Source organism: Streptomyces sp. NBC_01314 (assembly GCF_041435215.1).
In the GTDB taxonomy this organism is placed as follows: domain Bacteria; phylum Actinomycetota; class Actinomycetes; order Streptomycetales; family Streptomycetaceae; genus Streptomyces.
The window spans coordinates 5593864-5618164 of the sequence record NZ_CP108394.1 but is presented as its reverse complement, the minus strand read 5'-3'; the positions used below and the strand labels follow the sequence as shown (position 1 = coordinate 5618164).

Genomic DNA, 24301 nt, shown 5'->3' with positions numbered 1-24301 from the left:
GACGGGTACGGGAACGACGAAGAGGGCGCCCCGGGGACGTATCCCCAGGGCGCCCTCACCGCATGGACCACCGGTCCCGCATGACCGAGCGGTCCGGCGGGGCGCTTACTTGCGGTTGTACAGCCGCATCGTGATCGGCCCGAAGACCAGCACGAACAGGGCCGACCAGCCCAGAGTCCAGGCGATCTCCGCGGCGGGCCACTCGCCCGCCATCAACTCGCGGACCGCCGAAGCCAGATGCGTGACCGGGCTGTTGTTGACGAACGCCTGGAGCCAGCCCGGCATCGTGCTCGGGTCGACGAAGACGTTGGACAGGAAGGTCAGCGGGAAGATCACCATCATGCTGACGCCCATCACGGACTTCTCGGTGCGCAGCATCAGGCCGAACAGCGTCCAGATCCACGAGAACGCGAACGAGAAGACGATGAGCAGCGCGACCCCGGCCACCACGCCCGGCACCCCGCCGTCCGGGCGGTAGCCGAGGATCATGCCGACGGTGAGCATCACCACGGACGCGATCGCGTAGCGCAGGGCATCGCCCAGCAGATAGCCGACCATCGTCGACGGCCGCCAGATCGGCAGCGAGCGGAACCGGTCGAAGACACCCTTCTCGATGTCCGTGTTGACCGAGACACCGGTGTACATCGTGATCATCACGACCGACATCACCAGGATGCCCGGCAGCAGGAACTGGATGTACTCCTCCGGGGAGCCGGCCAGCGCACCGCCGAAGAGGTACGTGTACATCAGCACCATCATGATCGGGAAGGCGGTGACGTCGAAGAGCTGCTCCGGCACGTGTTTGATCTTGAGCATGGCCCGCCAGCCGAAGGTCAGGGACGCCGACAGGGCGCTGGGACGCGGCGGTCGTTCCCTGGCGATGAGCAGCGCGGCGAGCGACTCGGCGCTGACGGGGGCGAGTTCCTTGTTCTCGGTGGTGGTCGCGGTGCTCATGCCGCCGCCTCGTCCTTCGTCTCGGGGGCGTTGTCGGCCTGCGCGGCCGCTGCTTTGGTGTCGTGTCCGGTGAGGGCGAGGAACACCTCGTCCAGGCTGGGCTGCCCCAGCGAGAAGTTGTCGACGGTGATGCCGGTGCGGGCCAGCTCGGCCAGCGCTCGGGCGGCCGCCTCGGCGGCACCCTGCCCGTTGGCGGACCCCCCGCCGACGCGTGCCGTCAGCGCCACCGGGTCCGGCTCCCGCTGCACATCGGCGTCGAGGGCGCGGCGCAGCACCTCCTCGGCCTGTGGCCGCTGGGCCGCGTCGCGCAGCCGCAGATGGACGGAACCGGCACCCACGGACGCCTTCAGCTCGCCCTTCGTGCCCTCCGCGATCACCTTGCCCTGGTCGATGACCGCGATCCGGGACGCCAGCTGGTCCGCCTCGTCCAGATACTGCGTGGTCAGCAGCACCGTCGTGCCCTGGGCGACCACCGCGCGCACGATGTCCCACACCTGGTTGCGGCTGCGTGGATCGAGGCCGGTCGTCGGCTCGTCGAGGAACAGCAGGTCGGGCGTGTTCAGGATGGACGCGGCGATGTCGATACGGCGCCGCATACCGCCCGAGTAGTGCTTGACCTGCTTCGCGGCCGCATCGCTCAGCCCGAATGCCTCCAGCAACTGCCCGGCACGATGGCGGGCCGCCCGCTTGTCGTGGCCGAGGAGCCGGGCGAGCAGCACCAGGTTCTCGGTGCCGGTCAGGTCCTCGTCCACGGAGGCGTACTGCCCGGTCAGGCTCACCCGGCCGCGTACCTCGTCGGCCTCCCGGACGACGTCGTGACCGAAGACGTGCGCCTCGCCCCCGTCGGGGCGCAGCAGGGTGGCGAGCATCTTCACCGTGGTCGTCTTGCCGGCGCCGTTCGGGCCGAGGACGCCGTAGACCGTGCCGGCGGGCACGGCCAGGTCGACGCCGTCGACGGCCCGGGTCTCGCCGAAGGTCTTCACCAGACCCGCGGTCTCGATCGCGAGGCCGGACGTCTGTGCGCTCATGTCTGGAATCCTTCCGCGTGCGGGGCCCGTGTCCGGGGCTACGCAAAGGGAGACCACCGGGACCGCCGAAACTCATCGGTCGCCGCGCGGGGAGTCGGGGCCGCGCTTCGACACCGGGGGGCGAAGCGTGTCGGTGAGAACCCGTGCGGCCATGAAGTCCCCCGGGTCTCGCCCATGGAGTCCGAGCGCACCTCAATGAGGACCAGGGGCGCTGATGGACCGGGCGGCGGCGCAGGCGGACCGGAGTCCGGGACGTACCTGATCGCACAACCTGCGGGTCGGCCGCGCCGGGGACGCGGGCCGACCGGGGACACGGGCCGGCCGGATCGGCAACGCGGGTCGGCCGGGCCGGGCCGGGAGTCGGAGTCGGCCGGGGACGTGAAGGTGCTGGGGACCGGGGGCATGGCACGCAAGCCGAGGAGTAGCGTCCCCTTCATGCATGCGATCACGATTCCCGAACCCGGTGGACCCGAGGCCCTGGTGTGGGACGAGGTCCCCGACCCGGTGCCCGGCGAGGGCGAAGTGCTCATCGAGGTGGCGGCGAGCGCGGTGAACCGCGCCGACCTGCTCCAGCGCCAGGGCTTCTACGACCCTCCGCCCGGCGCCTCCCCCTACCCCGGCCTGGAGTGCTCCGGGCGGATCGCGGAGATCGGGCCCGGTGTGGCCGGATGGAGCGTCGGCGACGAGGTGTGCGCGCTGCTCTCGGGCGGCGGCTACGCGGAGAAGGCCGTCGCTCCGGCCGCCCAGCTGCTGCCCGTGCCCGCCGGCATCGGCCTGACACAGGCGGCCGCGCTGCCCGAGGTGACCTGCACGGTCTGGTCGAACGTGTTCATGATCGCGCATCTGCGCCCCGGTGAGACCCTCCTCGTGCACGGCGGCTCCAGCGGCATCGGCACGATGGCCATCCAGCTCGCCAAGGCCGTCGGCGCGAAGGTCGCGGTCACGGCGGGCACCAAGGAGAAGCTCGAACAGTGCGCCGCCCTGGGCGCCGACATCCTGGTCAACTACCGCGAGCAGGACTTCGTCGAGGAGGTCCGCGGGGCCACGGACGGCAGGGGCGCGGACGTCGTCCTCGACAACATGGGCGCCAAGTACCTCGACCGCAACGTCCGGGTCCTCGCCGTCAACGGCCGCCTCGCGATCATCGGCATGCAGGGCGGTATCAAGGGAGAGCTGAACATCGGCGCACTCCTCGCCAAGCGCGCCGCGATCAGCGCGACCTCGCTGCGCGCCCGCCCGCTGGAGGAGAAGACCGCCATCGTCGCCGCCGTACGCGAGCACGTGTGGCCGCTGATCGACGGCGGTCACGTACGCCCGGTCGTCGACCGCGAGATCCCCATGGACGACGCGGCCACGGCCCACCGGGTACTGGAGGAGAGCGGCCACATCGGCAAGGTGCTGCTGGTGGTGCCGTAGACCGGCCGCAACACCAACACCGTGACAAGTCCCCGCGCGGCTCTGCGCGGCCCTGCGAGGGGACCCGGGCAGCGCACTCGGCACTGCTCGACCCGGCTCAGTACCGCCTTATCCGCAGCCCGACGAAGGCCAGACCGAGGCCCAGGCCCATGAGCACGAGCCCGCCGCCGAGGGAGACGACCTGCAGGACGGGTCCCTCGTCGGTCGCGGCGCCGGTTCCGGGTGGGGCGGTCGGGAAGGGCAGAGCGGCGTTCTGTGACGGCTCGGGGGCGATGGTGGCGTCCGGGCCGTCCGATTCGGCGGCGGCCTCCTCCGAGGGCGCGTACGCCTCGCCTTCCGGTTCCACGGGCCCGGCGTCCTGCCGCCCCGGCCGCTCCCGACCCTCGCCCGCGCGGCTGCCGGCCCAGGACGTCGCGGGGTCGGGCTCGACCGCGTACACACGCGGCACGGGCCCCGCCACCAGGACCACGAGCAGTCCCGGGACGAGGACCAGTCCCGTCACGCGCGCCGAGCGCAGCCAAGGAGCCACGCCCCCAGACTCACACGCCACCCGCACCCCGGCATCCCGGCCCGGCAGTCGGTGATCCGATCGAAGCCCCCGGCTTCCCCGGCCGTCCCCGGCCCCCGGCCGTCCCCGGCCCCCGGCCAGGAAACGGACAGTTGGTACGTAAACGGTGGATCACCCTGTGTGGGGGGCACCAGAGTGTAGAGGTGTAGGTGTGCGAGAGAATGGCGGCATGGAGATGCCGAGGAACGAACGGTCGCCCGAACAGCCCCAGATCCTGGTCGTGGGCCAGGACGGAATGGCGGTGGGCGGCGCAGGAGACGAGGGCTCCCGCGAAATCCCGGTGACGGAGATGGTGGAACAGCCGGCCAAGGTCATGCGCATCGGCAGCATGATCAAGCAGCTGCTCGAAGAAGTACGGGTCGCCCCCCTCGACGAGGCCAGCCGGGCCCGGCTGAAGGAGATCCACGCCAGCTCGGTCAAGGAACTGGAGGACGGTCTGGCGCCCGAGCTCGTCGAGGAGTTGGAGCGGCTCTCCCTGCCCTTCACGGACGAGGCGATCCCGAGCGACGCGGAACTGCGGATCGCGCAGGCCCAGTTGGTCGGCTGGCTCGAAGGCCTCTTCCACGGGATCCAGACGACGCTGTTCGCCCAGCAGATGGCCGCCAGGGCCCAGCTGGAGCAGATGCGCCGCGCGCTGCCGCCCGGCGTCGGCGGACACGAGGACGACGACGACCCGCGGACGATCGGCCGCTCGGGCGGCCCGTACCTCTAACCCCCGGCCGACCCCCACCGCCCACACGTACCCGAAGGGCCCGGCACGCGAAGTGCCGGGCCCTTCCTATGACGCGTCAGGCCGGGTCGCCCGTCGAGACCTTGAGGATGATCGAGGGCATGTCCTTGGGGTCGACGTCCTCGTCGGCCGTGGGGTACTGCTCCATGACCGTGCCCTCCCCGTACGTGTTCTCGTCGACCTTCTGCACGTCGGCCACCCAGCCCGCGGCCTGGAGGCACTTCTTCACCGAGTCGATGTTCTTGAAGGTGAAGTCCGGCAGCTCGATCTTGTCGGGGTCGTTGTACGACTCCGTGGGCTCCGTGCACTCGGTCGATTCGATGGCCTTCGACGTGTCCGGGCCCTTGTGCCCCTCGACCACCGTCGGCGAGGCGGACACCTCCGCGCCGCTGTCGCCGCCCTCGGCCTCGCTGCCGGTGTTCAGGCTGAGCGCCACGATCAGACCGCCGACCGCGAGGACCGACATGACGATCGCCCCCACGATCACGCCCTTGTTGCTCTTCCCGCCTCCGGAACGCCCGGCCGAGAGCGACGACGGCTGGGGCGTCAGGTTGTACGGCGGCGGGGTGGCCGCCCCGTGCTGCGGTGCGTACGCGGCCGTCTGCGGCGGCGTCTGGTAGCCGCCCTGCTGCGGGTAGCCGTAGGAAGGGGCGGGCGCGGGCGTCGGCGGACCGTATCCGCCCGTCGCGTGCGGCTGGTACGGCGTTTGGACGCTGCCCGACTGCGGCGCGCCCGTGTGGTCGATCGGCGGGAAGACAGCGGCGGAGACCCCGGCGCCGCTGGACGTCTGCGCGCCCGGCACGATGCTCGGCGCGACGGGCTGGAGGGACGCGGCCACCCGCAGGCACTCGTCCCGCATCGCCTCCGCGCTCGGGAACCGCTCGTTCGGGTTCTTCTTCAGCGCGCGGGCGACGATGGCGTCGACGGCCGGCGGCAGGGAACGGTTGATCGAGGAGGGAGCGACCGGCTCCTCCTGGACGTGCGCGTACGCGATGGCCAGCGGAGAGTCCGCCTCGAACGGCAGCCGTCCGGTGGTCAGCTGGAACAGCATGATGCCGACCGAGTACAGGTCGGAGCGCGCGTCGACGCCGCGGCCGAGGGCCTGCTCGGGCGACAGGTACTGCGGGGTGCCGACGACCATGCCGGTCTGCGTCATCGACGTGACGCCCGACTGCATGGCGCGGGCGATGCCGAAGTCCATGACCTTCACGATGTTGCGCTTGGTCATCATCACGTTGCCCGGCTTGATGTCCCGGTGGACCAGGCCCATCTCGTGGCTGATCTCCAGCGCCGCCAGCACGTCCGCGGTGATCTTCAGCGCCTTGTCGGCGGGCATCGCGCCGACCTGGGTGACGTCCGCGTCGAGAACCGAACCGAGCGGCTGGCCCTCGATGTACTCCATGACGATGTACGGCGTCGTCAGGCCGTCCATCTCGTCCTCGCCGGTGTCGAAGACCGAGACGATGTTCGTGTGGGTGAGCTTCGCCACGGCCTGCGCCTCACGGCGGAAACGCTCACGGAAGGCCTGTTCGCGGCCCAGCTCGGTGTGGAGTGTCTTGATCGCGACCTGTCGGTCGAGCACCGAGTCGTACGCGAGGTGGACGGAGGCCATGCCGCCCTCGCCGAGCAGGTCACGCAGCTGATAGCGGCCACCGGCTAGCGACCGACCCGCGTACCGGCCCTGTGCGGCGTCCTGGCTCATCTTCCTGCGTCCCCCATCGGCGCGCGCGAAAGCTGCTGGCGTGGCTCCCGCGATCGGTGATCCCCGAACTGCTGGTGATCCTTTGTGCTATTCCCGGCCAAGTCTGCCCCAGGGCACCGACACGTCAAGCGCGGTGCCCGATCCGTGACCGTACGCGAAAGAAGCGTCGCGGAAGCGTTACAGGGGGCGTACGCCCGGTACACAGAACTTGCACGAGTGAGCGCGCTGTGGGTTTCATGGCCGACCAACCTTTGAATCCACCTTGAATCCGTCGTGAACCCGTCGCGCATCCAACCCGGACCGGCCGCTTGCATGAAGGCTGTAGCGTGGCCGACGGAGACCGTAACAAGTACCGCGCGGACCGCGGGCAGAAACGACGGCGAGGACTGATGGCACAGCAGCAGCGCTCTCAGGGCCCGTCCGACCCCGAGGCGACTGGCAGCGGCATGTCGGATGCGCCGGAGTTGTGGGGCAACGGCGGGCTTGTCGGTGACGGTCGGTACCGGATGACCCACAGACTCGGCCGGGGCGGTATGGCCGAGGTGTTCGCGGCCGAGGACGTGCGCCTCGGCCGTACGGTCGCGGTCAAACTGCTCCGTTCCGACCTGGCCGAGGACCCCATTTCCAAGGCCCGCTTCACGCGTGAGGCCCAGGCGGTGGCCGGTCTCAACCACCACTCGATCGTGGCGGTCTACGACTCCGGCGAGGACGTCGTGAACGGCACCCCCGTGCCGTACATCGTCATGGAGCTGGTCGAGGGCCGCACGATCCGCGATCTGTTGATCAACGCGGAGGCGCCCGGCCCCGAGCAGGCGCTGATCATCGTCTCCGGTGTGCTGGAGGCGCTCGCCTACTCCCACCAGCACGGCATCGTGCACCGCGACATCAAGCCGGCGAACGTCATCATCACCGACAACGGGGCCGTGAAGGTGATGGACTTCGGCATCGCGCGCGCCCTGCACGGGGCGTCGACGACGATGACGCAGACCGGCATGGTGATGGGCACGCCCCAGTACCTCTCCCCGGAGCAGGCGCTCGGCAAGGCCGTCGACCACCGCTCCGACCTGTACGCCACCGGCTGCCTGCTCTACGAGCTGCTTGCGCTCAGGCCGCCGTTCATCGGCGAGACCCCGCTGTCGGTGGTCTACCAGCATGTCCAGGACATCCCGATGCCGCCCTCCGAGGTCTCGGAGGGGGCGGCGCCGCCGGAGCTCGACGGTCTCGTCATGCGCTCCCTCGCCAAGGAGCCGGACGACCGGTTCCAGACGGCCGAGGAGATGCGCGGCCTCATCCAGTACGGCCTGCAGATGCTGTACGACCAGGGCGGCCACACGGGCACCTGGAACACCGGGCCGGTCGCCGCGCACGACGGCCGGCACACGCCGCCGGGCGGTATGTCCGGTACGACGGTCATGCCGCACCCCGGGGAGTCGGGCACCTCGCAGATCGCGCAGCCGATCCTGCCCGGGTACGGCGGAGGCGGCCGGGACGACGGCGGCTTCGACGGGCACGGCAACCGGGGCAGCGGCCGCGGCAAGCTGTGGATCCTCGCCGTGCTCGCGGTGATCGCCATCTCGGCGGGTGTCGCGCTGGCGCTGAACAGCGGCAACAACGGCACCGACGGCGGCACCGAGACCACGAAGTCTCCGACGGCTTCGACGTCCAGCAAGGACAAGGACGCCAGCGAGTCGCCCAGCGAAGAGGAGACCACGGAGGAGACGACGGAGGAGAACACCGGCTCGGGCGGCGACCCCGACTACACGCCGTCGTACACACGGTCCCCGTCCTTCAGCCAGTCCCCGACGCAGAGCCCGACGGACGAGCCGACGACGGAGGAGCCGACGACGGAGGAGCCGACTCCCTCGGAGGAGCCGGAGAGCCCGGTGACCGAGACCCCTGACGACGGCGGCAGCGGGGACACCGCCGGTCTGCCGGGCGGTGTCGGCGACGACGAGGAGTGATCCCGGGCGGGCGGAGTGACCCTCCACGGGTCACTCCACGAACGCCTCGCACACCGCGTCGTACTCCCGCGTCCACCACACCGCCAACGCCGAAGCCGCGGGGAACTGTGGGTCGGCGCGGGTGTCGCCGCGCTCGTAGTGCCAGCGCAGCATCCAGAAGTCGTTGAGCCGCTCCCACCACACGCGGTGCACGGCGGCCGAGAGTTCGGCCGGGGCGGCGCCCGCGGAACGCCGGTACGCGCGCGCGTAGGACCGTACTCTCGCCAGGTCCAGGGCGCCGACCGGACGCACGAAGAAGATCACCGCCGCCCGGACCGCCTCCTCCGCGCGCGGCTGCACACCGAGCCGGTCCCAGTCGAGGATGGCGGCGGGCACATCGGGCACGTCGTCCCGGTAGAGCACGTTGAACGGGTGGAAGTCCCCGTGCACCCACCCCACCGAACCGCCCCTGGGCGGCCGCCGTTCCGCCTGCCGCTCCAGCAGCTCCCGCCGCTCCAGCAGCCGGTGCCGGGCGAGCGCGTCGAAGGTGTCGGCCGGCCGGTGCCGCCGTACCCGGTCGAGCAGAGCGTCGATGAGGGCGAAGGTGTCTACGGGATCCGCGCTCTCGGACCCGACGGTGTCCATGGCCCCCAAGACCCCCGTGGCCCCCGGGGTCCCCGCGCGGTCTGCCGTACGGGGGCTTTCGGCTGGCATTCCCTCCCGAGGCTGCCGCTGCGCCGGGATCAGCCGCGTTCGTACGGGAGCGACCCCCTCCCGCGCCGGCATCACCCGCTCCAGGGACGCGTGCACGACACCCAGGAGGGTCCCCAGGCGGCCGCACTGCCCGGGGGTGAGCTGGCCGCCGTGCCGGTGCCGTCCGTCGATCCACGGGTGCAGGGCGTAGGCATGGCCGCCGACGACCGCGACCGTGCGCCCGTCGCGCCCGGTCAGGGGCGGGGCCACCGGCACGCCCAGTTCGGCGAGGCGCTGGGTGGCCCGGTGCTGGCGGACGATCGCGGCCGGGTCGGCGGTCTCGGGATCGAAGTGGTGTTTGAGGAAGTACCGGCCGCGGGTGGTGGAGAGCCGGTAGCCGCGGTTGAGCAGCCCCTCGTCGACAGGTTCACAGGTGAGTGCGGATCCGGCGGCGTACCGCTTCAGCAGAGGGCCCAGCGGGGGCGCGTGGAGCACAGCGGGTGGTACAGATGAGCGCGGCACGCGCCAGATGTTAGGGCACACGCCATGCCGCTGATCTCGTGCTTGTCACGCACAGTCGTTACCGATCACGGAGTGCGCAGAACCGAACTGTGGCTCGACGTGCGGACGTGCGGATGGGGCGGCCGCCGTGCCCACGAGGAACCGGGCGGGTTCAGTCGTCTTCACGGATGGAGCAACTTCCACGGCCGATCTCACGGCCCGCCTCCGGCGAACTCTTCCCGTGGCCGGGGTGGCCGGGATAACGTGCCCGTGTTCCGGCCCCCTGCCAGGCTGTGACCAGTGCTGTGACCAGCAGGTGTTCCCTACGGACGCGACTTACTTGGACCCCCTAGTACCGAATTACTTGGAAATCCAAGGAAAATCGCAGGTCAATAGGGGTTTCACAGGAATGTGGAGCACTGGGTAACGTGCCTCGTGCAGGGCGCTCGCCGGGGCACCTGTCACGTCTGTTCCCGGCCAAGGGCACCCACCCCGTGCACGGGTTACCGGGATCAGGCGAGCCGCACTGGTCTTTCGGCAACCCCGAGGGCCGGACCGACGGAGGAGCACACGTGACCGTGGAGAGCACTGCCGCGCGCAAGCCGCGACGCAGCGCCGCAGGCAAGACCGGCACCACCGGCAGCAAGGCGGCCGGTACCACCGGCACCAGGCGCGCCGCTGCCAAGAAGCCGACCGACGCTCAGCCCGAACTGGTTCAGCTGCTGACGCCCGAGGGCAAGCGCGTCAAGCACGCAGATAACGCGGCGTACGACCCGTTCGTCGCCGACATCACCACCGACGAGTTGCGTGGCCTGTACCGCGACATGGTGCTGACCCGCCGCTTCGACGCCGAGGCCACCTCCCTGCAGCGCCAGGGCGAGCTGGGCCTGTGGGCCTCGTTGCTCGGCCAGGAGGCCGCCCAGATCGGCTCAGGGCGGGCCACCCGTGAGGACGACTACGTCTTCCCGACCTACCGGGAGCACGGCGTCGCCTGGTGCCGCGGCGTGGACCCGACCAATCTGCTCGGCATGTTCCGCGGCGTGAACAACGGCGGCTGGGACCCGAGCAGCAACAACTTCCACCTCTACACGATCGTCATCGGTTCCCAGACGCTGCACGCCACGGGATACGCCATGGGCATCGCCAAGGACGGCGCCGACTCGGCCGTCATCGCCTACTTCGGCGACGGCGCGTCCAGCCAGGGCGACGTCGCCGAGGCGTTCACCTTCTCCGCGGTCTACAACGCGCCGGTCGTGTTCTTCTGCCAGAACAACCAGTGGGCCATCTCGGAGCCCACGGAGAAGCAGACCCGCGTCCCGCTGTACCAGCGTGCCCAGGGCTTCGGCTTCCCGGGCGTCCGCGTCGACGGCAACGACGTGCTGGCCTGCCTCGCGGTCACCAAGTGGGCGCTGGAGCGCGCCCGCCGGGGCGAGGGCCCCACCCTCGTGGAGGCCTACACCTACCGCATGGGCGCCCACACCACCTCCGACGACCCCACCCGCTACCGCCATGACGACGAGCGGGTGGCCTGGGAGGCCAAGGACCCGATCGCGCGTCTGCGCGGTTACCTGGAATCCGAAACGGACACGAACGAGGGATTCTTCGCGGAACTCGAAGCGGAGAGCGAGGCGTTGGGAAAGCGAGTGCGCGAAGTGGTGCGTGCCATGCCCGACCCGGACCACTTCGCCATCTTCGAGAACGCGTACGCGGACGGACACGCGCTCGTGGACGAGGAGCGCGCCCAGTTCGCCGCGTACCAGGCGTCGTTCGCCGATGTGGACGTAGAGGAGGGCAAGTAGCGATGACCACGCAGACAGCCGCGCAGACGGCAGGGCAGACCGCCGGGCATTCCGTCGTGAAGAGCATGGCGATCGCCAAGGCGATCAACGAATCGCTGCGCAGGGCCCTCGAAGCCGACCCCAAGGTCCTCGTCATGGGCGAGGACGTCGGCAAGCTCGGCGGTGTGTTCCGGGTGACGGACGGCCTCCAGAAGGACTTCGGCGAGGAGCGGGTGATCGACACCCCGCTCGCCGAGTCGGGCATCGTCGGCACCGCCATCGGCCTGGCCCTGCGCGGGTACCGCCCGGTGGTCGAGATCCAGTTCGACGGCTTCGTCTTCCCCGCGTACGACCAGATCGTCACCCAGCTCGCCAAGATGCACGCGCGCTCGCTGGGCAAGGTCAAGCTCCCCGTCGTCATCCGTATCCCCTACGGCGGCGGCATCGGCGCGGTCGAGCACCACTCCGAGTCCCCGGAGGCGCTCTTCGCGCACGTGGCGGGCCTGAAGGTGGTCTCGCCGTCGAACGCGTCGGACGCCTACTGGATGATGCAGCAGGCCATCCAGAGCGACGACCCGGTGATCTTCTTCGAGCCCAAGCGGCGCTACTGGGACAAGGCCGAGGTCAACCCGGAGGCCATCCCCGGTCCGCTGCACAAGGCCCGTGTCGTCCGCGAGGGCACCGACCTCACGCTCGCCGCGTACGGCCCGATGGTGAAGCTCTGCCAAGAGGTCGCCGACGCGGCCGCCGAGGAGGGCCGGGCGCTGGAGATCCTGGACCTGCGGTCGGTGTCCCCGCTGGACTTCGACTCGATCCAGGCGTCCGTGGAGAGGACGCGCCGCCTGATCGTGGTCCATGAGGCCCCGGTGTTCTTCGGCTCGGGCGCGGAGATCGCCGCCCGCATCACCGAGCGGTGCTTCTACCACCTGGAGGCCCCCGTCCTCCGCGTCGGCGGGTACCACGCCCCTTATCCGCCGGCCCGCCTGGAGGAGGAGTACCTGCCGAATCTGGACCGGGTGCTCGACGCCGTCGACCGCTCGCTGGCGTTCTGAGGAGAGGTCCGTGACGACGATGACAGACACGTCTCCGCGCGAGTTCAAGATGCCCGACGTGGGCGAGGGACTCACCGAGGCCGAGATCCTCAAGTGGTACGTCCAGCCCGGTGACACCGTCACCGACGGCCAGGTCGTCTGCGAGGTCGAGACGGCCAAGGCCGCCGTCGAACTGCCCATCCCGTACGACGGTGTCGTACGCGCACTGCACTTCCCCGAGGGCACCACGGTCGACGTCGGCACGTCGATCATCGCGGTGGACGTGGCGAGCGGCGCGGCCCCTGCCCCTGCCTCGGAAGCGGCGTCGGCATCGGCATCGGCCGAGAAAGCCGCGCCCGCCACGCCTGCCGCGCCCGCCGCGAAGCCCGCGCCGGCGGCCAAGAAGATCGAGGGCCGCAAGCCGGTCCTCGTCGGCTACGGGGTCGCCGAGTCGTCCACGAAGCGCCGCCCCCGCAAGGGGGTTCCGGCCACGGCGGCGCCCGCCGAGGACACCCTGTACGCGGCCGCCGCGATCCAGGCCGTCCAGGGCGAGCTGAACGGGCACGGTCACGCCCCGGGCGGACAGCGTCCGCTGGCGAAGCCGCCGGTCCGCAAGCTGGCCAAGGACCTCGGCGTGGACCTGGCGACGATCACCCCGTCCGGTCCGGACGGCGTCATCACCCGCGAGGACGTCCACGCGGCCGTGGCCCCGCCGAAGGCCCCGGAGCCCGTGGTGGAGGCGCCCTCGGCCCCGGCCGCGCCCGCTGTCGCCCCGGCGCCGGTGGCGTCGTACGACGGCGCGCGGGAGACCCGTATCCCGGTCAAGGGGGTCCGGAAGGCCACGGCGGCGGCGATGGTCGGCTCGGCGTTCACCGCGCCGCACGTCACGGAGTTCGTGACGGTCGACGTGACGCGCACGATGAAGCTGGTCGAGGAGCTGAAGCAGGACAGGGAACTGGCGGGCCTGCGGGTCAATCCGCTGTTGCTGATCGCCAAGGCGCTACTCGTGGCGATCAAGCGCCACCCGGACATCAACGCCTCCTGGGACGAGGCGGCCCAGGAGATCGTGGTCAAGCACTACGTGAACCTGGGCATCGCGGCGGCCACCCCGCGCGGCCTGATCGTCCCGAACATCAAGGACGCCCACGCGAAGACGCTGCCCCAGCTGGCCGAGTCACTGGGCGAGCTGGTCTCCACGGCCAAGGAGGGCCGGACCTCACCGGCCGCCATGCAGGGCGGCACGGTCACCATCACCAACGTCGGCGTCTTCGGCATCGACACCGGCACGCCGATCCTCAACCCCGGCGAGTCCGCGATCCTCGCGGTCGGCTCGATCAAGCTCCAGCCGTGGGTCCACAAGGGCAAGGTGAAGGCCCGTCAGGTCACCACCCTGGCGCTCTCCTTCGACCACCGGCTGGTGGACGGGGAGCTGGGCTCGAAGGTGCTGGCGGATGTGGCGGCGATTCTTGAGCAGCCGAAGAGGCTGATCACCTGGGCGTGAGAGCGTGACCGGATAAGCTCAGCACGAAAGGGCCGACCGCAACTTTGCCTTGCGGTCGGCCCTTTCTATGTGAGTCCCTCAGACGCCGTCAGCGTGGGCTGAGCACATACACCGGTGCCCCTTCCACCGTCGCCCCCTGGGGATGGATGCAGGCGTGCTTGCGCAGCATCCGCATACATTCGTTGACGCGGTGCACCGACAGCCCCGTACGGGCCGCGATCGCCTCCAGTGGCTGACGCAACTCGCCCTCCTCGACGAGCACCGGGGCGATCACCACGGCCACCGTCCACACGTCCTCCGTCACCGACAACCGCTTCCGCCAGTCGGCCAGCACGGACTCCGTGGTCGGCTGCGTCGAGAACTCGGGGGCGGGTGCCGGCCGGTCGAGCGCGAGGGTGTCGAGCCTGTTCGCGATGCGTTCCATGGCCTGGGCGATGGCTTGTTGGGCGGCGAGTGTGGCGCGCTGTGTCTCCAGCATGGTGCGCTGGGTCTCCAGTGTGTCCTGTTGCAGAGCGAGTGACTTGTGCTGTGCGACTGCATGCTGCTCGTCCGCCTGAAGGTTGCGCTCTTCGAGCCGGACGATGGCCTCGGCGACCTGTTCGGGCATGGCGTAGGCGACGGGGGTGCCCGGCCCGGTGGGCTGTACCTCGGCCTCCTCCAGCGTGTAGGAGCCCTCTCGCTGAATGGTCTCGATGACCTGGGCGACCCACTGTTTGAACGGTGCGCATTCGGCTTTGGTGCAGGCGCTGACGAGAAGGATCAGCCCCTGGAGGTCGATGAGATTCAGGTCTCGACGCCACTCTCTACCTGCGGGAATGCTGAGACCGTAAGCTCCAGTTACGGTCTCAATAATCTCTCGGTGCTCCTCTGGAACATGGTCGGAGAGTGCCTGCCGAGAGTTGGTGTGTCCCAACTGCTTGCAGACATCCACCGCCGGGAACCAGTGCGTCCCGTCAGGCATGGTCAGTCGGCGGACGCGGGCTCCGGTGGCCGCGTAGACGAAGTCGCCGACGTCGAGCGCATCCTGCTGCGTGCGCGGGTCGGGTTGGTGCATGCTGGGTTCGATCATGTGAACCACCTCCGCCCCGGAACGTAGGGCGGAGGAATTCGAATATGCCAGCCAGATAAACGATGTTCCCCATTGCGAGGGAAGATCGGCTGTTCGGCTTGCGATCCAGCCAGCGATTTGTGCTATGCCACGCAAACTGCTCGTTCGCCCGAAGGTTGCGCTCTTCGAGCCGGACGATGGCTTCGGCGACCTGCTCGGGCATGGCGTAGGCGAGGGGGGTTGGCTCGGCGGGCTCTACCTCAGCCTCCTCAAGAGTGTAGGGGCCATCCATCGCACGGTCTCGATCACTTCGGCGACCGACTTTTAAGGGATACATTCCGATCGGTGCAGGCGCTGACGAGAAGGATCAGCCCCTGGAGATCGGTGAGGTTAAGGTCTCGGCACCACTCTCTACCTGCTGGAATGCTGAGACAGTGACCTCCAGTCACTGTCTCAAGAATGTCTCGATGCTTCTCTGGGACATGGTCGAGGAGAGCCTTTCGCGGCGTGGTGTAGCCCAACTGCTTGCAGACATCCACCGCCGGGAACCAGTGCGTCCCGTCCGGCATGGTCAGTCGGCGGACGCGGGCCTCGGTAGCCGTGTAACGAAGTCGCCGACGCTGGCTGTTCGGCTTGTGATTCAGTCGGATCGCCTTGGTGTTGGGCATGCGGAACATGAAATGAAGAGGGCTGCCCCTTCGTCGCGCGAAGGGATAGCCCTGTCCTGTTCCGCTGTCGGTCAAACGGCTGTGCTGCCGACCATGAGGATCTTGACGGAGACGGTGTCACCGTCGATCTCGTACGTGGCCCTGTAGACGCCGACGCGCAGGCGTCTCAGGTTGGTATTGCCGAGCTTGCCGCTCGTGGCCGGCTCGGGATTCCGGGCGAGTGCGTTGATCGCTTGGACGAGAGGCTTCACGGCGCCGCCGTCGCGCGCCCGGAGCCGCTTGAGGCCTTCGGAAGCGGCTCGCTCCCAGATGATCGTGTAGCTCAAGGGGCTTCCGCTCCGGCGACGAGGGCTTCGATCTCGGCTTGGGTGGATGTGGGTCCACCTGCGGATCGCGCGTACAGGGACACGGTCACGTCGGCGAACTCGATTGCCCGCTCGCGTGCGTCCTCGTCGGGCGCCGAGTCGGCGAGTGCCTGGGTCCACCAGTGGTTGAGGAAGGCCTCGAAGCGGGCGGAGTCGGCGAGGGAGCCCAGTTCCGCGTAGAAGTCGGCCCGGTGGTCGATTCGCAGGGCCGCCCCGATGCCGTCGACGTTGCGCTGGACGACCACGCTGTTGAATCCCGTGGCTTCCAGAGCCTCTGTCACCGCGTTCTGCCACTCGGCTGCCATCTGCATCCCCTTTCGCCGTGCGGCCAAGGTACCGCCGCGGCACCTTCGGAGACGGCCGAGGAGCCTACGCATCCGCTCCTCCCGGAACGTCCAGCTCCGCCCAGATCCTCTTGCCCACGGTGAGCTTCTCGACGGCCCAGCGGCTGGCGAGGGCGCGGATGATGAGCAGCCCGCGCCCGGACTGGTCGCTGTCCTCCGCTGTGCGGGCCTCCGGCAGCCGTTCACCCCTCGGATCGGTGACGGCGACGCGCAGCGCGTTGCCGTTCAGGGACGTCTCCACGCGGAACAGCCGGTCCCGCAGGCGCCCGTGCAGCAGAGCGTTGGTGCACAGCTCGCTCGCGAGTAGCGCCGCGTCGCCGGCTGCGCCGGGATGGCCCCAGTCGACGGCGAGTTGGGCGACGTGCCTGCGGGCGGCGGGGATGTTGCCCGGGGTGGGGGCGTAGCTGACGGCGTCGTAGCGTTCGTGGGCCTTGGGCCGGTTGAAGGGGGGAGGACAGGAATCGGTCATGGGCGCACCTCCTTGTGCATTACCGGGTGCCCGTGGCGGTGACCAGGTGGGTGGGGTGGTGGCTCTGCCGTCCAGGCCCTGGCTTGGGCAGTACGGTGCCTTCCGCCAACTGGTGTCACTGAGTGGGCGACCGGATACCGACCGTAGCGCCGAGCGAGCTTCGGCAGCAATCGAACGTGGCAGAAAAATCCCTGCCAAGATTGTGAGGTGCTCCGAGGACCTACAGACTGGGGTCACTCAGCTGGAAGGATCGCTGCATGGGCAACAACCCTGACCGTGGGCGGACTGTCACAACCGTCCTGGGGCGCAGGCTTGGCGGAGAGCTGCTACGCATGCGTGAGGCGTGCTCATTGCGCCAAGCGCATGCTGCCGAGGCGCTGACGGCGTCCGTCACGAAGGTCGCGAAGATAGAGCGCGGCCAAGTGCCGTTGCGGGATCCTGACGTCAGGGCACTTTGCCATCTGTACGGCGAGAAGGACGAGTTGGTGATCGGTAGGCTGCTGGCCATCGCGAAGGCCGACCGAGACCGACGCAGGGTCCAGGGTTGGTGGAACCAATACCCCCAGCTGAAGGCGCAGATGGAGTACGTCGCCTTGGAGGACATCGCCACAGAGCTACGGACCTGGCAACTCACCTTTGTCCCGGGCCTCTTGCAGACGCCGGACTATGCTCGGGCCCTCGCGGTGGGTAACGGAACCTGGGAAGACGCCGGTGAAATCGAGTCCTTTGTCGAGGCGAGGATGGCTCGCAAGGCGCGGCTGACCGGTGAGCGCCCGGTGCAGCTCTGGGTGATGCTGCATGAGGGGGCGCTGCGGCAGTGGGTCGGCGGGCGAGACGTGATGCGTTCCCAGTTGGACCACCTCCTCGGAACGGCGCAACTACCCAACGTGCGGGTGCAGATCGTCCCGTTCTTCGCGGGTGCCCACCCGGGGATGACCAGTGCCTTCACTGTGGTTTCCTTCGCCGAGCCGGGTGCCCTGGACCTCGTACAGGCGGATACCGTCTCGACGAAGGTCTGGCTGGAGAGTGAAACTGATGCCGCGCGCCACAACGCGATCTTCGATCGCCTCACCCAGCTGGGGATGGCGCGGCATGAATCCCTCAGCTTCATCGACAGCATCCGCAAGGAGATGTAGGCCGACATGCCCGGGTTCGAGTTCACGAGGTCTACGTACAGCAGCGGCGATGCGCACGGCGAGTGCGTCGAAGTCGCCCGCAACATCCCCGGCGCCGTCGCCGTCCGGGACTCCAAGGACCCGGACGGGCCGATACTCCGGCTCACGCCAAGGGCGTGGGCATCGTTTGCCAACCATGTGGGGCGGACTCGGGGCTGAACCACGAAGGGGGCTGTCGCTGTCGAGCGACGGCCCCCTTCGTCATGCTGGTGCTGTTGTGGCTACAGCGTGGCGAAGCCGTAGTCCATCAGCTTCTTCACGTCCGCCATGCGGGTGGTCGCGTTGGTGGCGGTGAGGACGGTGCCCACGATCGTCTTTCCGCTGCGGGTCGCGGCGAAGACGAGGCAGTACTTGGCCTCGGTGCCGGAGCCCGTCTTGATGCCGATCGTGCCCTTCCAGCCGAGAAGCTCGTTGGTGTTGTTCCACGCCGCCATGGTGCGGGTGCTGCCGGACGCGGTGACTGTCTTCGCCGTGTACGACTTCGTCGCCACGATGGTCTTGAACGTCGAGTTCTTCATGACGTTGCGCGCGAGCTTGGTGAGGTCACGCGGAGTCGAGGCGTTCGCGCCCTTGCTGATGCCGTCGAACGAGTCGAACTTCGTGTTCGTCATGCCGAGGCTCTTGGCCGTGGTGTTCATCTTGGCGATGAAGTTCTTGGTGCGGGCCGAGACCGTCGAGCCGGAACCGAACTTGTCAGCCAGCGCCATCGCCGCCTCGCAGCCCGACTTCAGCATCATCCCGTACAGCAGCTGACGGACGGTGACCTTGTCGCCGACGATCAGGTTGGCCGTCGAGGCGCCATTGGCGACGATGTAGTCGCTGTACGCCTTCTTGATCGTCACCTTGGCGTTGAGGTCCAGGTTCGACTGCGACAGCACGACCTTGGCGGTCATGATCTTCGTGGTGGAGGCGGTGAGCCTCTTGGTGTCAGCGGCCTTGGTGAACAGCGTCTTGCCGGTCGCGTTGTTCATCACGAACCCGCCCTTGGCGGTGATCGTGGGCTTCGCGGGGGCGGCCTGTGCGGGAGCGGAGCCGACGACTCCGGTCGCGATCATCGCACCGGTGGTCACGACGACTGCAGCGGCTCTGCGGACACGTACGCCCTTTATGGCGGTAATCAAGTCAAGTACCCCGATTGCGTCAAATGTCTGTGGAGCGCGGCCACTTGGGCTCCGGTTGCGGGCATGCAGGGCCGCTTCTCGTGTGACAAACGAGTAGCACAAAAGGATGTGCTCCGGGTGGCGCGGGGGTCAATTCAAGTCCATTTCACACTCCTCCGACAGGTTCACGGTGGGATTTCGTCCGGATCGTGGACGACCGCCATCCATGGGTACGTGTTGTATCTAAGCTGTGGGCATGCCCACCGCGCCAGCTGCCACCCCCGCCCCCGCCGTGAAGCAGGCCCCCGCGGCCGACCGTGTCTACACCCACGTCAAACAGGGTGTTCTCGAACGGCGTTACGAGGGCGGCACGCTGCTCACCGAGGGCGAGTTGGCCGAGGCGGTCGGGGTGTCCCGGACGCCGGTGCGGGAGGCCCTGCTGCGGCTGGAGGCCGAGGGGCTGATCAGGCTCTACCCGAAGAAGGGCGCCCTGGTGCTGCCCGTCTCCGCGCAGGAGATCGCGGACGTCGTCGAGACCCGGCAGTTGGTCGAGGAGCACGCGGTCCGCAAGACGGTCCCGGCCTCGCCGCGGCTGATCGAGCGCCTGGAGAGCCTCCTGGAGCAGCAGAAGGCGCAGGCCGCCGCCGGAGACCTGGCGGGCGCCGCGGTCACCGACCGCTGTTTCCACGCCGAGATAGTCCGCAGCGGGGGGAACGAGATCCTCTCCCGCCTCTACGACCAACTCCGCGACCGGCAGCTGCGTATGGGCGTCGCCGTGATGCACGCCCATCCCGACCGCATCACCAAGACGCTCAGCGAGCACGAGGAGATCCTCCAGGCGCTGCGCGCGAATGACGCGGAGGCGGCCGTGGCGCTCGTGCACCGGCACGTCAGCTGGTTCTCCATGCTGGCGCGGGGTGAGGTCCGTTGAGCCGCCCCGCCATGTCGTCGTCCGCCGGGTCCCTGCCCGGGGATCCGCCCGGCGGCCGTCGCGCCCTCGCCGTCTGGAGTGTGGGCGTCTCCGTCTACTTCGTCGCCGTCATCTTCCGTACGTCGCTGGGCGTGGCCGGCCTCGACGCCGCCGACCGCTTCCAGGTGGGTGCCTCCGCGCTGTCGGCCTTCTCGATACTCCAGCTGCTGGTCTACGCAGGCATGCAGATACCCGTCGGCCTGCTGGTCGACCGAATCGGCACCAAGAAGGTGCTGATCCTGGGCATCCTGCTGTTCACGGCCGGCCAGATCGGCTTCGCGCTGTCGCCGTCGTACGGCACGGCGCTGGCGTCGCGGGCGCTGCTGGGCTGCGGCGACGCGATGACGTTCATCAGTGTGCTGCGGCTGGGCAGCCGCTGGTTCCCGGCCCGGCGCGGGCCGATGGTCGCTCAGATGGCGGGCCTGGTCGGCATGGCGGGCAACCTGGTCTCGACGCTGCTGCTGGCCCGGCTGTTGCACGGGGTGGGCTGGACGGCGGCGTTCGCGGGCAGCTCGGTCGCCGGTCTCGTCGTCCTGGTCCTGACCCTGCTGTTCCTGAAGGACCATCCCGAGGGGCACGAGCCGGAGCCGTTCCCGCACCGCGGGGCCGCGTTCGTACGGCGGCAGATCGCGGCGTCCTGGCGGGAGCCCGGCACCCGGCTCGGGATGTGGGTGCACTTCACCACCCAGTTCCCGGCGATGATGTTCCTGCTGCTGTGGGGGCTGCCGTTCCTGGTCCAGGCGCAGGGTCTCAGCCGCGGCACCGCCGGTGAACTGCTCACTCTCGTCGTCCTGTCCAACATGGTCGTCGGACTGGTGTACGGCCAGATCGTCGCCCGGCACCACGCGGCGCGGCTGCCGCTGGCCCTCGGTACGGTCTTCACGACGGCGGTGGTGTGGGCGACCACGATCCTGTACCCCGGTGAGCACGCGCCGATGTGGCTCCTGATCGTCCTCTGCGCGGTCCTCGGCGCCTGCGGCCCGGCCTCGATGCTCGGCTTCGACTTCGCCCGCCCGGCGAACCCGCCGGAGCGTCAGGGCACCGCCTCCGGAATCACCAACATGGGTGGTTTCGTCGCCTCGATGACCACCCTCTTCGCGGTGGGCGTCCTCCTGGACCTGACCGACGACGACTACCGCGTCGCCTTCTCCGCGGTCTTCGTCCTCCAGGCCCTCGGCCTCACCCAGATTTTCCGCCTGCGCGGCCGCGCGGCCCGCCGGGAACGGGAACGGCTGGTGGCGAGCCGGGTGGAGACGGTTCACGTACCGGTGTAAGGCGCTTGCTCCCTGACACTGCTGTCTTGATTCGTCAGGTGCCCTGGCGCTTTTCAACCCTTACAAGACGGTGATCCGCCCCGTAGTTTGATCAAGCTCTGTGGGCTACGGGGGGAATCGCCATGGATGTCATCGACGTACTCGGGCTGCTGCTCGCCGCGACGGCGGCCGGATGGGTGGACGCGGTGGTGGGCGGGGGCGGGGTGCTGCTCATCCCCGTGCTGCTGCTCACGTTCCCGCAGGCGCCGCCCGCGACGGCCCTGGGCACCAACAAGGTCGCCGCTGTCATGGGGACCGCGACCGCCGCGTACATGTACCAGCGGCGGACCCGGCTCGACCGCTCGATACTCCTGCCGGCCGCGGCGCTCGCCGTCCCGTCCAGCGCCCTGGGCGCGCTGTTCGCGGCGAACGTCCCCACCGGCCTCTTCCGCCCCGCTGTCATGGCGCTGCTCGTCGGCGTGGCGCTCCTGGTGGCGGTCAAGCCGTCGTTCGGCGTGCGGCACCCGGAGGCGGCGGTGACCCGGCGTCGCCGTATCGCGGCCGTCCTTCTGGCGGGCGTCGGGATCGGCTTCTACGACGGGGTGTTCGGCCCCGGCGTCGGCACCTTTCTGATCATCTCCTTCACCACGCTCCTGGCCACCCAGTTCCTGGAGAGCGCGGCCATGGCGAAGGTCGTCAACGCCTCCTCCAACCTGGGCGCGCTCGCGGTGTTCGCCTGGCAGGGCAACGTGCTGTGGGCGCTCGGGCTGGGCATGGCCGTGGGGAACATCGCCGGAGCGGTGCTCGGTTCCCGAACCGCGCTCAAACGGGGCTCGGGCTTCGTCCGGGTGGTGCTGGTGGTCGTGGTGGTGGGCATGGTGACGAAGATGGCGTTCGACCAGTTCGCGTGAGCGCGCCCCGGCCGTGCGGGCGCCGTGCGGGCGCGTGCGACCGCCGGGTGGGGCGCCGTTGAGATCTACACGGTCACGGCGAACGCGCGCAGGATCGCCGCGATCAGGTGGGGGTCGCCCTCGGCCTTGACGCGGTCGGCGACGAGGTCGGCGGTGACACGGCCGCAGGCCAGGCGGACGTAGGTCTCCCAGTCGAGGGTGATGCTGGCGGCGGGGCCGAGCGCGGGAGCGGTCTCCAGGGTGCCGCGGCCCTGCATGTCGACGCGGACGGTACGGATGAACTCCACCGGGCCGTGCACGTCGAAGACGACGGCCGAACTGCGCGGCGCCTGCGCGTCCTCGGCGACGACCTTCGGCAGTACGGACAGCAGCTCGTCACGGACGACGTACGCGCCCGGCGAGTCCAGGTTCCCCGGCCGGCCCAGCGCGGCGCGCAGGTCCTGTTCGTGGACCCACACGTCGAAGGCGCGGTTGCGCATGGCGCGTTCGAGGGTCTGCTCCGTGCCGAGCGGGCCGCGGATCTTGTGACCCGGGTCCCGGGACTCGTTCCGCAGCTGGCGGTTGCGCCGGATGATCGTGTACTCCAGCTCGGAGGTCATCTCCGGCGCGGTGTGGTGACGGCGGGCGTCGACCTGCATCTCCATGTACCGCTGGTGCTCGGTCCGTACGTGGTAGAGGTCGCGCGGGAGGGTGTGGATCGGCCGCGGGTCGCCGAGCATCTCGCTGTCCAGGCCGATGACATGGGAGACCACATCGCGCACCGACCAGGCGGGGCACGGTGTCCGCCGGTTCCACTCACCCTCCACGAGCGGCGTCACCAGCTCGGATATCGCGTCCACGGAGTGGGTCCAGGCGTCGGCGTAGGGCTGAAGAGTGGGATGCAGACTCACGAACGGGACCCCTCGGGCGGTCGGTACCTGTCAGTACGGTCGATGCGTATCAGTATGTGGGTGGCGGGTTTCGGTAGGGGCGTCGGCGTTGACGGCGGTGAGTGGGCGTCGGCGGCTGTCAGTGGGTGTTCTGAGACGTTAAGTTACGCTGCTGTGAGGCACCCCGGCAGTGCTTTGGTGTGACGATCGTAGGCCGGAGTGGACGTCTCGAATGCCAGGACGGTGGTAGTGTGCGCGCCTCGCTCATCCAGATCGGTGTAGATGAGGACGAATCGGTTGATTCGCGCAGGCGGCGCGTGGCCTCGCTGGTACGGGGCCAGGCCGGCGCCGATCTCGTCGTACTTCCGGAGCTCTGGACCACCGGCGCGTTCGCGTACGAATCCTTCGCGGAGGCGGCCGAACCGCTGCAGGGGCCGACGTACGAGGCGATGGCCAAGGCGGCGAGCGACGCGGGCGTGTGGCTGCACGCGGGCTCGATCCCCGAGCGCGCTGCCTCCGGCAGCGGCTCCGCCGCGGGTGACGGCTCTCTCTACAACACCTCCCTCGTCTTCTCACCGTCCGGCGACCTCGCCGCCGCCTACCGCAAGATCCACCGCTTCGGCTTCGACAAGGGCGAGGCCGTGCTGATGGGCGCGGGCTCGGAACTGGTGACGCTCCGCCTGCCCGACACGACCATCGGCATCGCCACCTGCTACGACCTCCGCTTCCCCGAGCTGTTCCGCGGGCTCGTCGACGCCGGCGCCGAGATGTTCGTGCTGTCGGCGGGGTGGCCGGAGCGGCGGCGGTCGCACTGGACACTGCTGGCGCAGGCGCGGGCCGTGGAGAACCAGGCCTATGTACTCGCCTGTGGAACGGCCGGTACGCACGCGGGAGTTCCCCAGGCCGGTCACTCGATCGTGGTCGACCCCTGGGGCGAGGTGCTGGCGGAGGCGGGCCGCGACGAGGAGGTCCTCACGGTGGAGCTCGATCCGACGAGGGTGGCGGCCACGCGTGAGCAGTTCCCGGCCCTGAAGGACAGGCTGCTGGGACTGGAGCCACCGCGTCGTTGAGCTGGGTTCAGCCCTGCGGTGCGGTTCGGGGGCCGTTGCGCAGAGTGGTGAGTAGTGCGTGGAGGGCGACGGGGGTGGGCGACAGGATCGTGGCCGGAGTGTCGCTCTCTCGTAGGTGGAGGGTGGTGGGGGCGGTGGCTATCTCCACGCAGGACGTGTTCTCCGCGCCTCCGGAGAACGACGACTTCTGCCAGCGGGGTGTGGAGGACATCGGCAA

24 protein-coding genes and 1 pseudogene are annotated in these 24301 nt (G+C 69.4%); 12 read left to right on the top strand and 13 right to left on the bottom strand.

Features of this window, described 5'->3' with window-relative positions; translation table 11 throughout:
* Positions 1-105: 105 nt before the first annotated feature.
* On the bottom strand, positions 106-954 hold the full coding sequence (locus tag OG622_RS24640; RefSeq protein WP_371578807.1) for an ABC transporter permease: 849 nt from the start codon (positions 952-954) through the stop codon (positions 106-108).
* The gene (locus tag OG622_RS24635; protein ID WP_371578806.1) at positions 951-1982 is read right to left on the bottom strand and encodes an ATP-binding cassette domain-containing protein; all 1032 of its coding nucleotides are present in this window, start codon (positions 1980-1982) and stop codon (positions 951-953) included. The genes OG622_RS24640 and OG622_RS24635 overlap by 4 nt, the downstream gene beginning before the upstream one ends.
* 435 nt (positions 1983-2417) lie before the next feature.
* Here OG622_RS24635 and OG622_RS24630 point away from each other — a divergent pair, with 435 nt between their 5' ends.
* Positions 2418-3398 (top strand): NAD(P)H-quinone oxidoreductase, encoded by a 981-nt coding sequence (locus tag OG622_RS24630; protein WP_371578805.1) that lies wholly within the window; start codon positions 2418-2420, stop codon positions 3396-3398.
* A 97-nt stretch (positions 3399-3495) separates the two neighbouring features.
* Here the strand turns inward: OG622_RS24630 and OG622_RS24625 are convergent, their stop codons facing one another.
* The gene (locus OG622_RS24625) at positions 3496-3927 is read right to left on the bottom strand and encodes a hypothetical protein (protein ID WP_371578804.1); all 432 of its coding nucleotides are present in this window, start codon (positions 3925-3927) and stop codon (positions 3496-3498) included.
* A 208-nt stretch (positions 3928-4135) separates the two neighbouring features.
* Between OG622_RS24625 and OG622_RS24620 the strand changes: the two genes are divergently transcribed.
* Entirely contained in the window at positions 4136-4678 is a 543-nt protein-coding gene (locus OG622_RS24620; RefSeq protein WP_371578803.1) for a bacterial proteasome activator family protein, read from the top strand.
* A 76-nt stretch (positions 4679-4754) separates the two neighbouring features.
* Here OG622_RS24620 and OG622_RS24615 read toward each other — a convergent pair whose 3' ends face one another.
* A complete protein-coding gene (locus OG622_RS24615) occupies positions 4755-6398 on the bottom strand; it encodes a protein kinase (protein ID WP_371578802.1) in 1644 nt (547 codons plus the stop codon).
* Between the two features lie 389 nt (positions 6399-6787).
* Between OG622_RS24615 and OG622_RS24610 the strand changes: the two genes are divergently transcribed.
* Complete coding sequence (locus OG622_RS24610; RefSeq protein ID WP_371578801.1) at positions 6788-8359, top strand: protein kinase; 1572 nt, start codon at positions 6788-6790, stop codon at positions 8357-8359.
* A gap of 30 nt (positions 8360-8389) precedes the next feature.
* Here the strand turns inward: OG622_RS24610 and OG622_RS24605 are convergent, their stop codons facing one another.
* Positions 8390-9553, bottom strand: a complete 1164-nt coding sequence (locus OG622_RS24605) for a phosphotransferase (RefSeq protein ID WP_371578800.1) — start codon at positions 9551-9553, stop codon at positions 8390-8392.
* A gap of 551 nt (positions 9554-10104) precedes the next feature.
* Here OG622_RS24605 and pdhA point away from each other — a divergent pair.
* The 3 genes from pdhA to OG622_RS24590 all read left to right on the top strand — a co-directional run bounded on the left by pdhA (position 10105) and on the right by OG622_RS24590 (position 13842).
* Positions 10105-11331: a pyruvate dehydrogenase (acetyl-transferring) E1 component subunit alpha gene (gene pdhA / locus OG622_RS24600; protein WP_371578799.1), complete on the top strand. Its 1227-nt coding sequence runs from the start codon at positions 10105-10107 to the stop codon at positions 11329-11331.
* Positions 11332-11396: 65 nt separating this feature from the next.
* On the top strand, positions 11397-12362 hold the full coding sequence (locus OG622_RS24595; protein WP_371584200.1) for an alpha-ketoacid dehydrogenase subunit beta: 966 nt from the start codon (positions 11397-11399) through the stop codon (positions 12360-12362).
* Between the two features lie 10 nt (positions 12363-12372).
* The gene (locus tag OG622_RS24590; RefSeq protein ID WP_371578798.1) at positions 12373-13842 is read left to right on the top strand and encodes a dihydrolipoamide acetyltransferase family protein; all 1470 of its coding nucleotides are present in this window, start codon (positions 12373-12375) and stop codon (positions 13840-13842) included.
* Between the two features lie 88 nt (positions 13843-13930).
* Here the strand turns inward: OG622_RS24590 and OG622_RS24585 are convergent, their stop codons facing one another.
* The 5 genes and pseudogenes from OG622_RS24585 to OG622_RS24565 form a co-directional block, all read right to left on the bottom strand.
* The gene (locus tag OG622_RS24585; protein ID WP_371578797.1) at positions 13931-14911 is read right to left on the bottom strand and encodes a Bro-N domain-containing protein; all 981 of its coding nucleotides are present in this window, start codon (positions 14909-14911) and stop codon (positions 13931-13933) included.
* A 130-nt stretch (positions 14912-15041) separates the two neighbouring features.
* Positions 15042-15459: pseudogene (locus tag OG622_RS24580) on the bottom strand (Bro-N domain-containing protein); the annotation flags it as partial.
* 170 nt (positions 15460-15629) lie between these two features.
* On the bottom strand, positions 15630-15884 hold the full coding sequence (locus tag OG622_RS24575; protein WP_371578796.1) for a type II toxin-antitoxin system RelE/ParE family toxin: 255 nt from the start codon (positions 15882-15884) through the stop codon (positions 15630-15632).
* Positions 15881-16228 carry a hypothetical protein gene (locus OG622_RS24570; RefSeq protein ID WP_371578795.1) on the bottom strand — a complete coding sequence of 116 codons (348 nt, stop codon included), beginning with the start codon at positions 16226-16228 and terminating at the stop codon, positions 15881-15883. Before OG622_RS24570 ends, OG622_RS24575 begins: the two co-directional genes overlap by 4 nt.
* A gap of 64 nt (positions 16229-16292) precedes the next feature.
* Positions 16293-16736, bottom strand: coding sequence for an ATP-binding protein (locus OG622_RS24565; protein WP_371578794.1), 444 nt, complete (start codon positions 16734-16736; stop codon positions 16293-16295).
* Positions 16737-16993: 257 nt separating this feature from the next.
* Here OG622_RS24565 and OG622_RS24560 point away from each other — a divergent pair, with 257 nt between their 5' ends.
* Both OG622_RS24560 and OG622_RS24555 read left to right on the top strand, forming a co-directional pair.
* Entirely contained in the window at positions 16994-17872 is an 879-nt protein-coding gene (locus tag OG622_RS24560) for a helix-turn-helix domain-containing protein (RefSeq protein WP_371578793.1), read from the top strand.
* 6 nt (positions 17873-17878) lie between these two features.
* On the top strand, positions 17879-18070 hold the full coding sequence (locus tag OG622_RS24555; RefSeq protein WP_371578792.1) for a DUF397 domain-containing protein: 192 nt from the start codon (positions 17879-17881) through the stop codon (positions 18068-18070).
* Positions 18071-18132: 62 nt separating this feature from the next.
* Here OG622_RS24555 and OG622_RS24550 read toward each other — a convergent pair whose 3' ends face one another.
* Positions 18133-18981 carry a D-alanyl-D-alanine carboxypeptidase family protein gene (locus OG622_RS24550; protein ID WP_371578791.1) on the bottom strand — a complete coding sequence of 283 codons (849 nt, stop codon included), beginning with the start codon at positions 18979-18981 and terminating at the stop codon, positions 18133-18135.
* A 286-nt stretch (positions 18982-19267) separates the two neighbouring features.
* Between OG622_RS24550 and OG622_RS24545 the strand changes: the two genes are divergently transcribed.
* The 3 genes from OG622_RS24545 to OG622_RS24535 all read left to right on the top strand — a co-directional run bounded on the left by OG622_RS24545 (position 19268) and on the right by OG622_RS24535 (position 22145).
* Entirely contained in the window at positions 19268-19942 is a 675-nt protein-coding gene (locus OG622_RS24545) for a GntR family transcriptional regulator (protein ID WP_371578790.1), read from the top strand.
* 11 nt (positions 19943-19953) lie between these two features.
* A complete protein-coding gene (locus OG622_RS24540) occupies positions 19954-21255 on the top strand; it encodes a nitrate/nitrite transporter (RefSeq protein ID WP_371584199.1) in 1302 nt (433 codons plus the stop codon).
* A gap of 122 nt (positions 21256-21377) precedes the next feature.
* The gene (locus tag OG622_RS24535; protein ID WP_371578789.1) at positions 21378-22145 is read left to right on the top strand and encodes a TSUP family transporter; all 768 of its coding nucleotides are present in this window, start codon (positions 21378-21380) and stop codon (positions 22143-22145) included.
* A 65-nt stretch (positions 22146-22210) separates the two neighbouring features.
* On the opposite strand, the gene OG622_RS24530 is transcribed toward OG622_RS24535, so the two are convergent.
* Complete coding sequence (locus OG622_RS24530) at positions 22211-23035, bottom strand: maleylpyruvate isomerase family mycothiol-dependent enzyme (protein ID WP_371578788.1); 825 nt, start codon at positions 23033-23035, stop codon at positions 22211-22213.
* Between the two features lie 230 nt (positions 23036-23265).
* Here OG622_RS24530 and OG622_RS24525 point away from each other — a divergent pair, with 230 nt between their 5' ends.
* Positions 23266-24084, top strand: coding sequence for a carbon-nitrogen family hydrolase (locus OG622_RS24525; RefSeq protein ID WP_371578787.1), 819 nt, complete (start codon positions 23266-23268; stop codon positions 24082-24084).
* A gap of 7 nt (positions 24085-24091) precedes the next feature.
* On the opposite strand, the gene OG622_RS24520 is transcribed toward OG622_RS24525, so the two are convergent.
* The gene (locus OG622_RS24520; protein WP_371578786.1) at positions 24092-24295 is read right to left on the bottom strand and encodes a DUF397 domain-containing protein; all 204 of its coding nucleotides are present in this window, start codon (positions 24293-24295) and stop codon (positions 24092-24094) included.
* Positions 24296-24301: the final 6 nt, after the last annotated feature.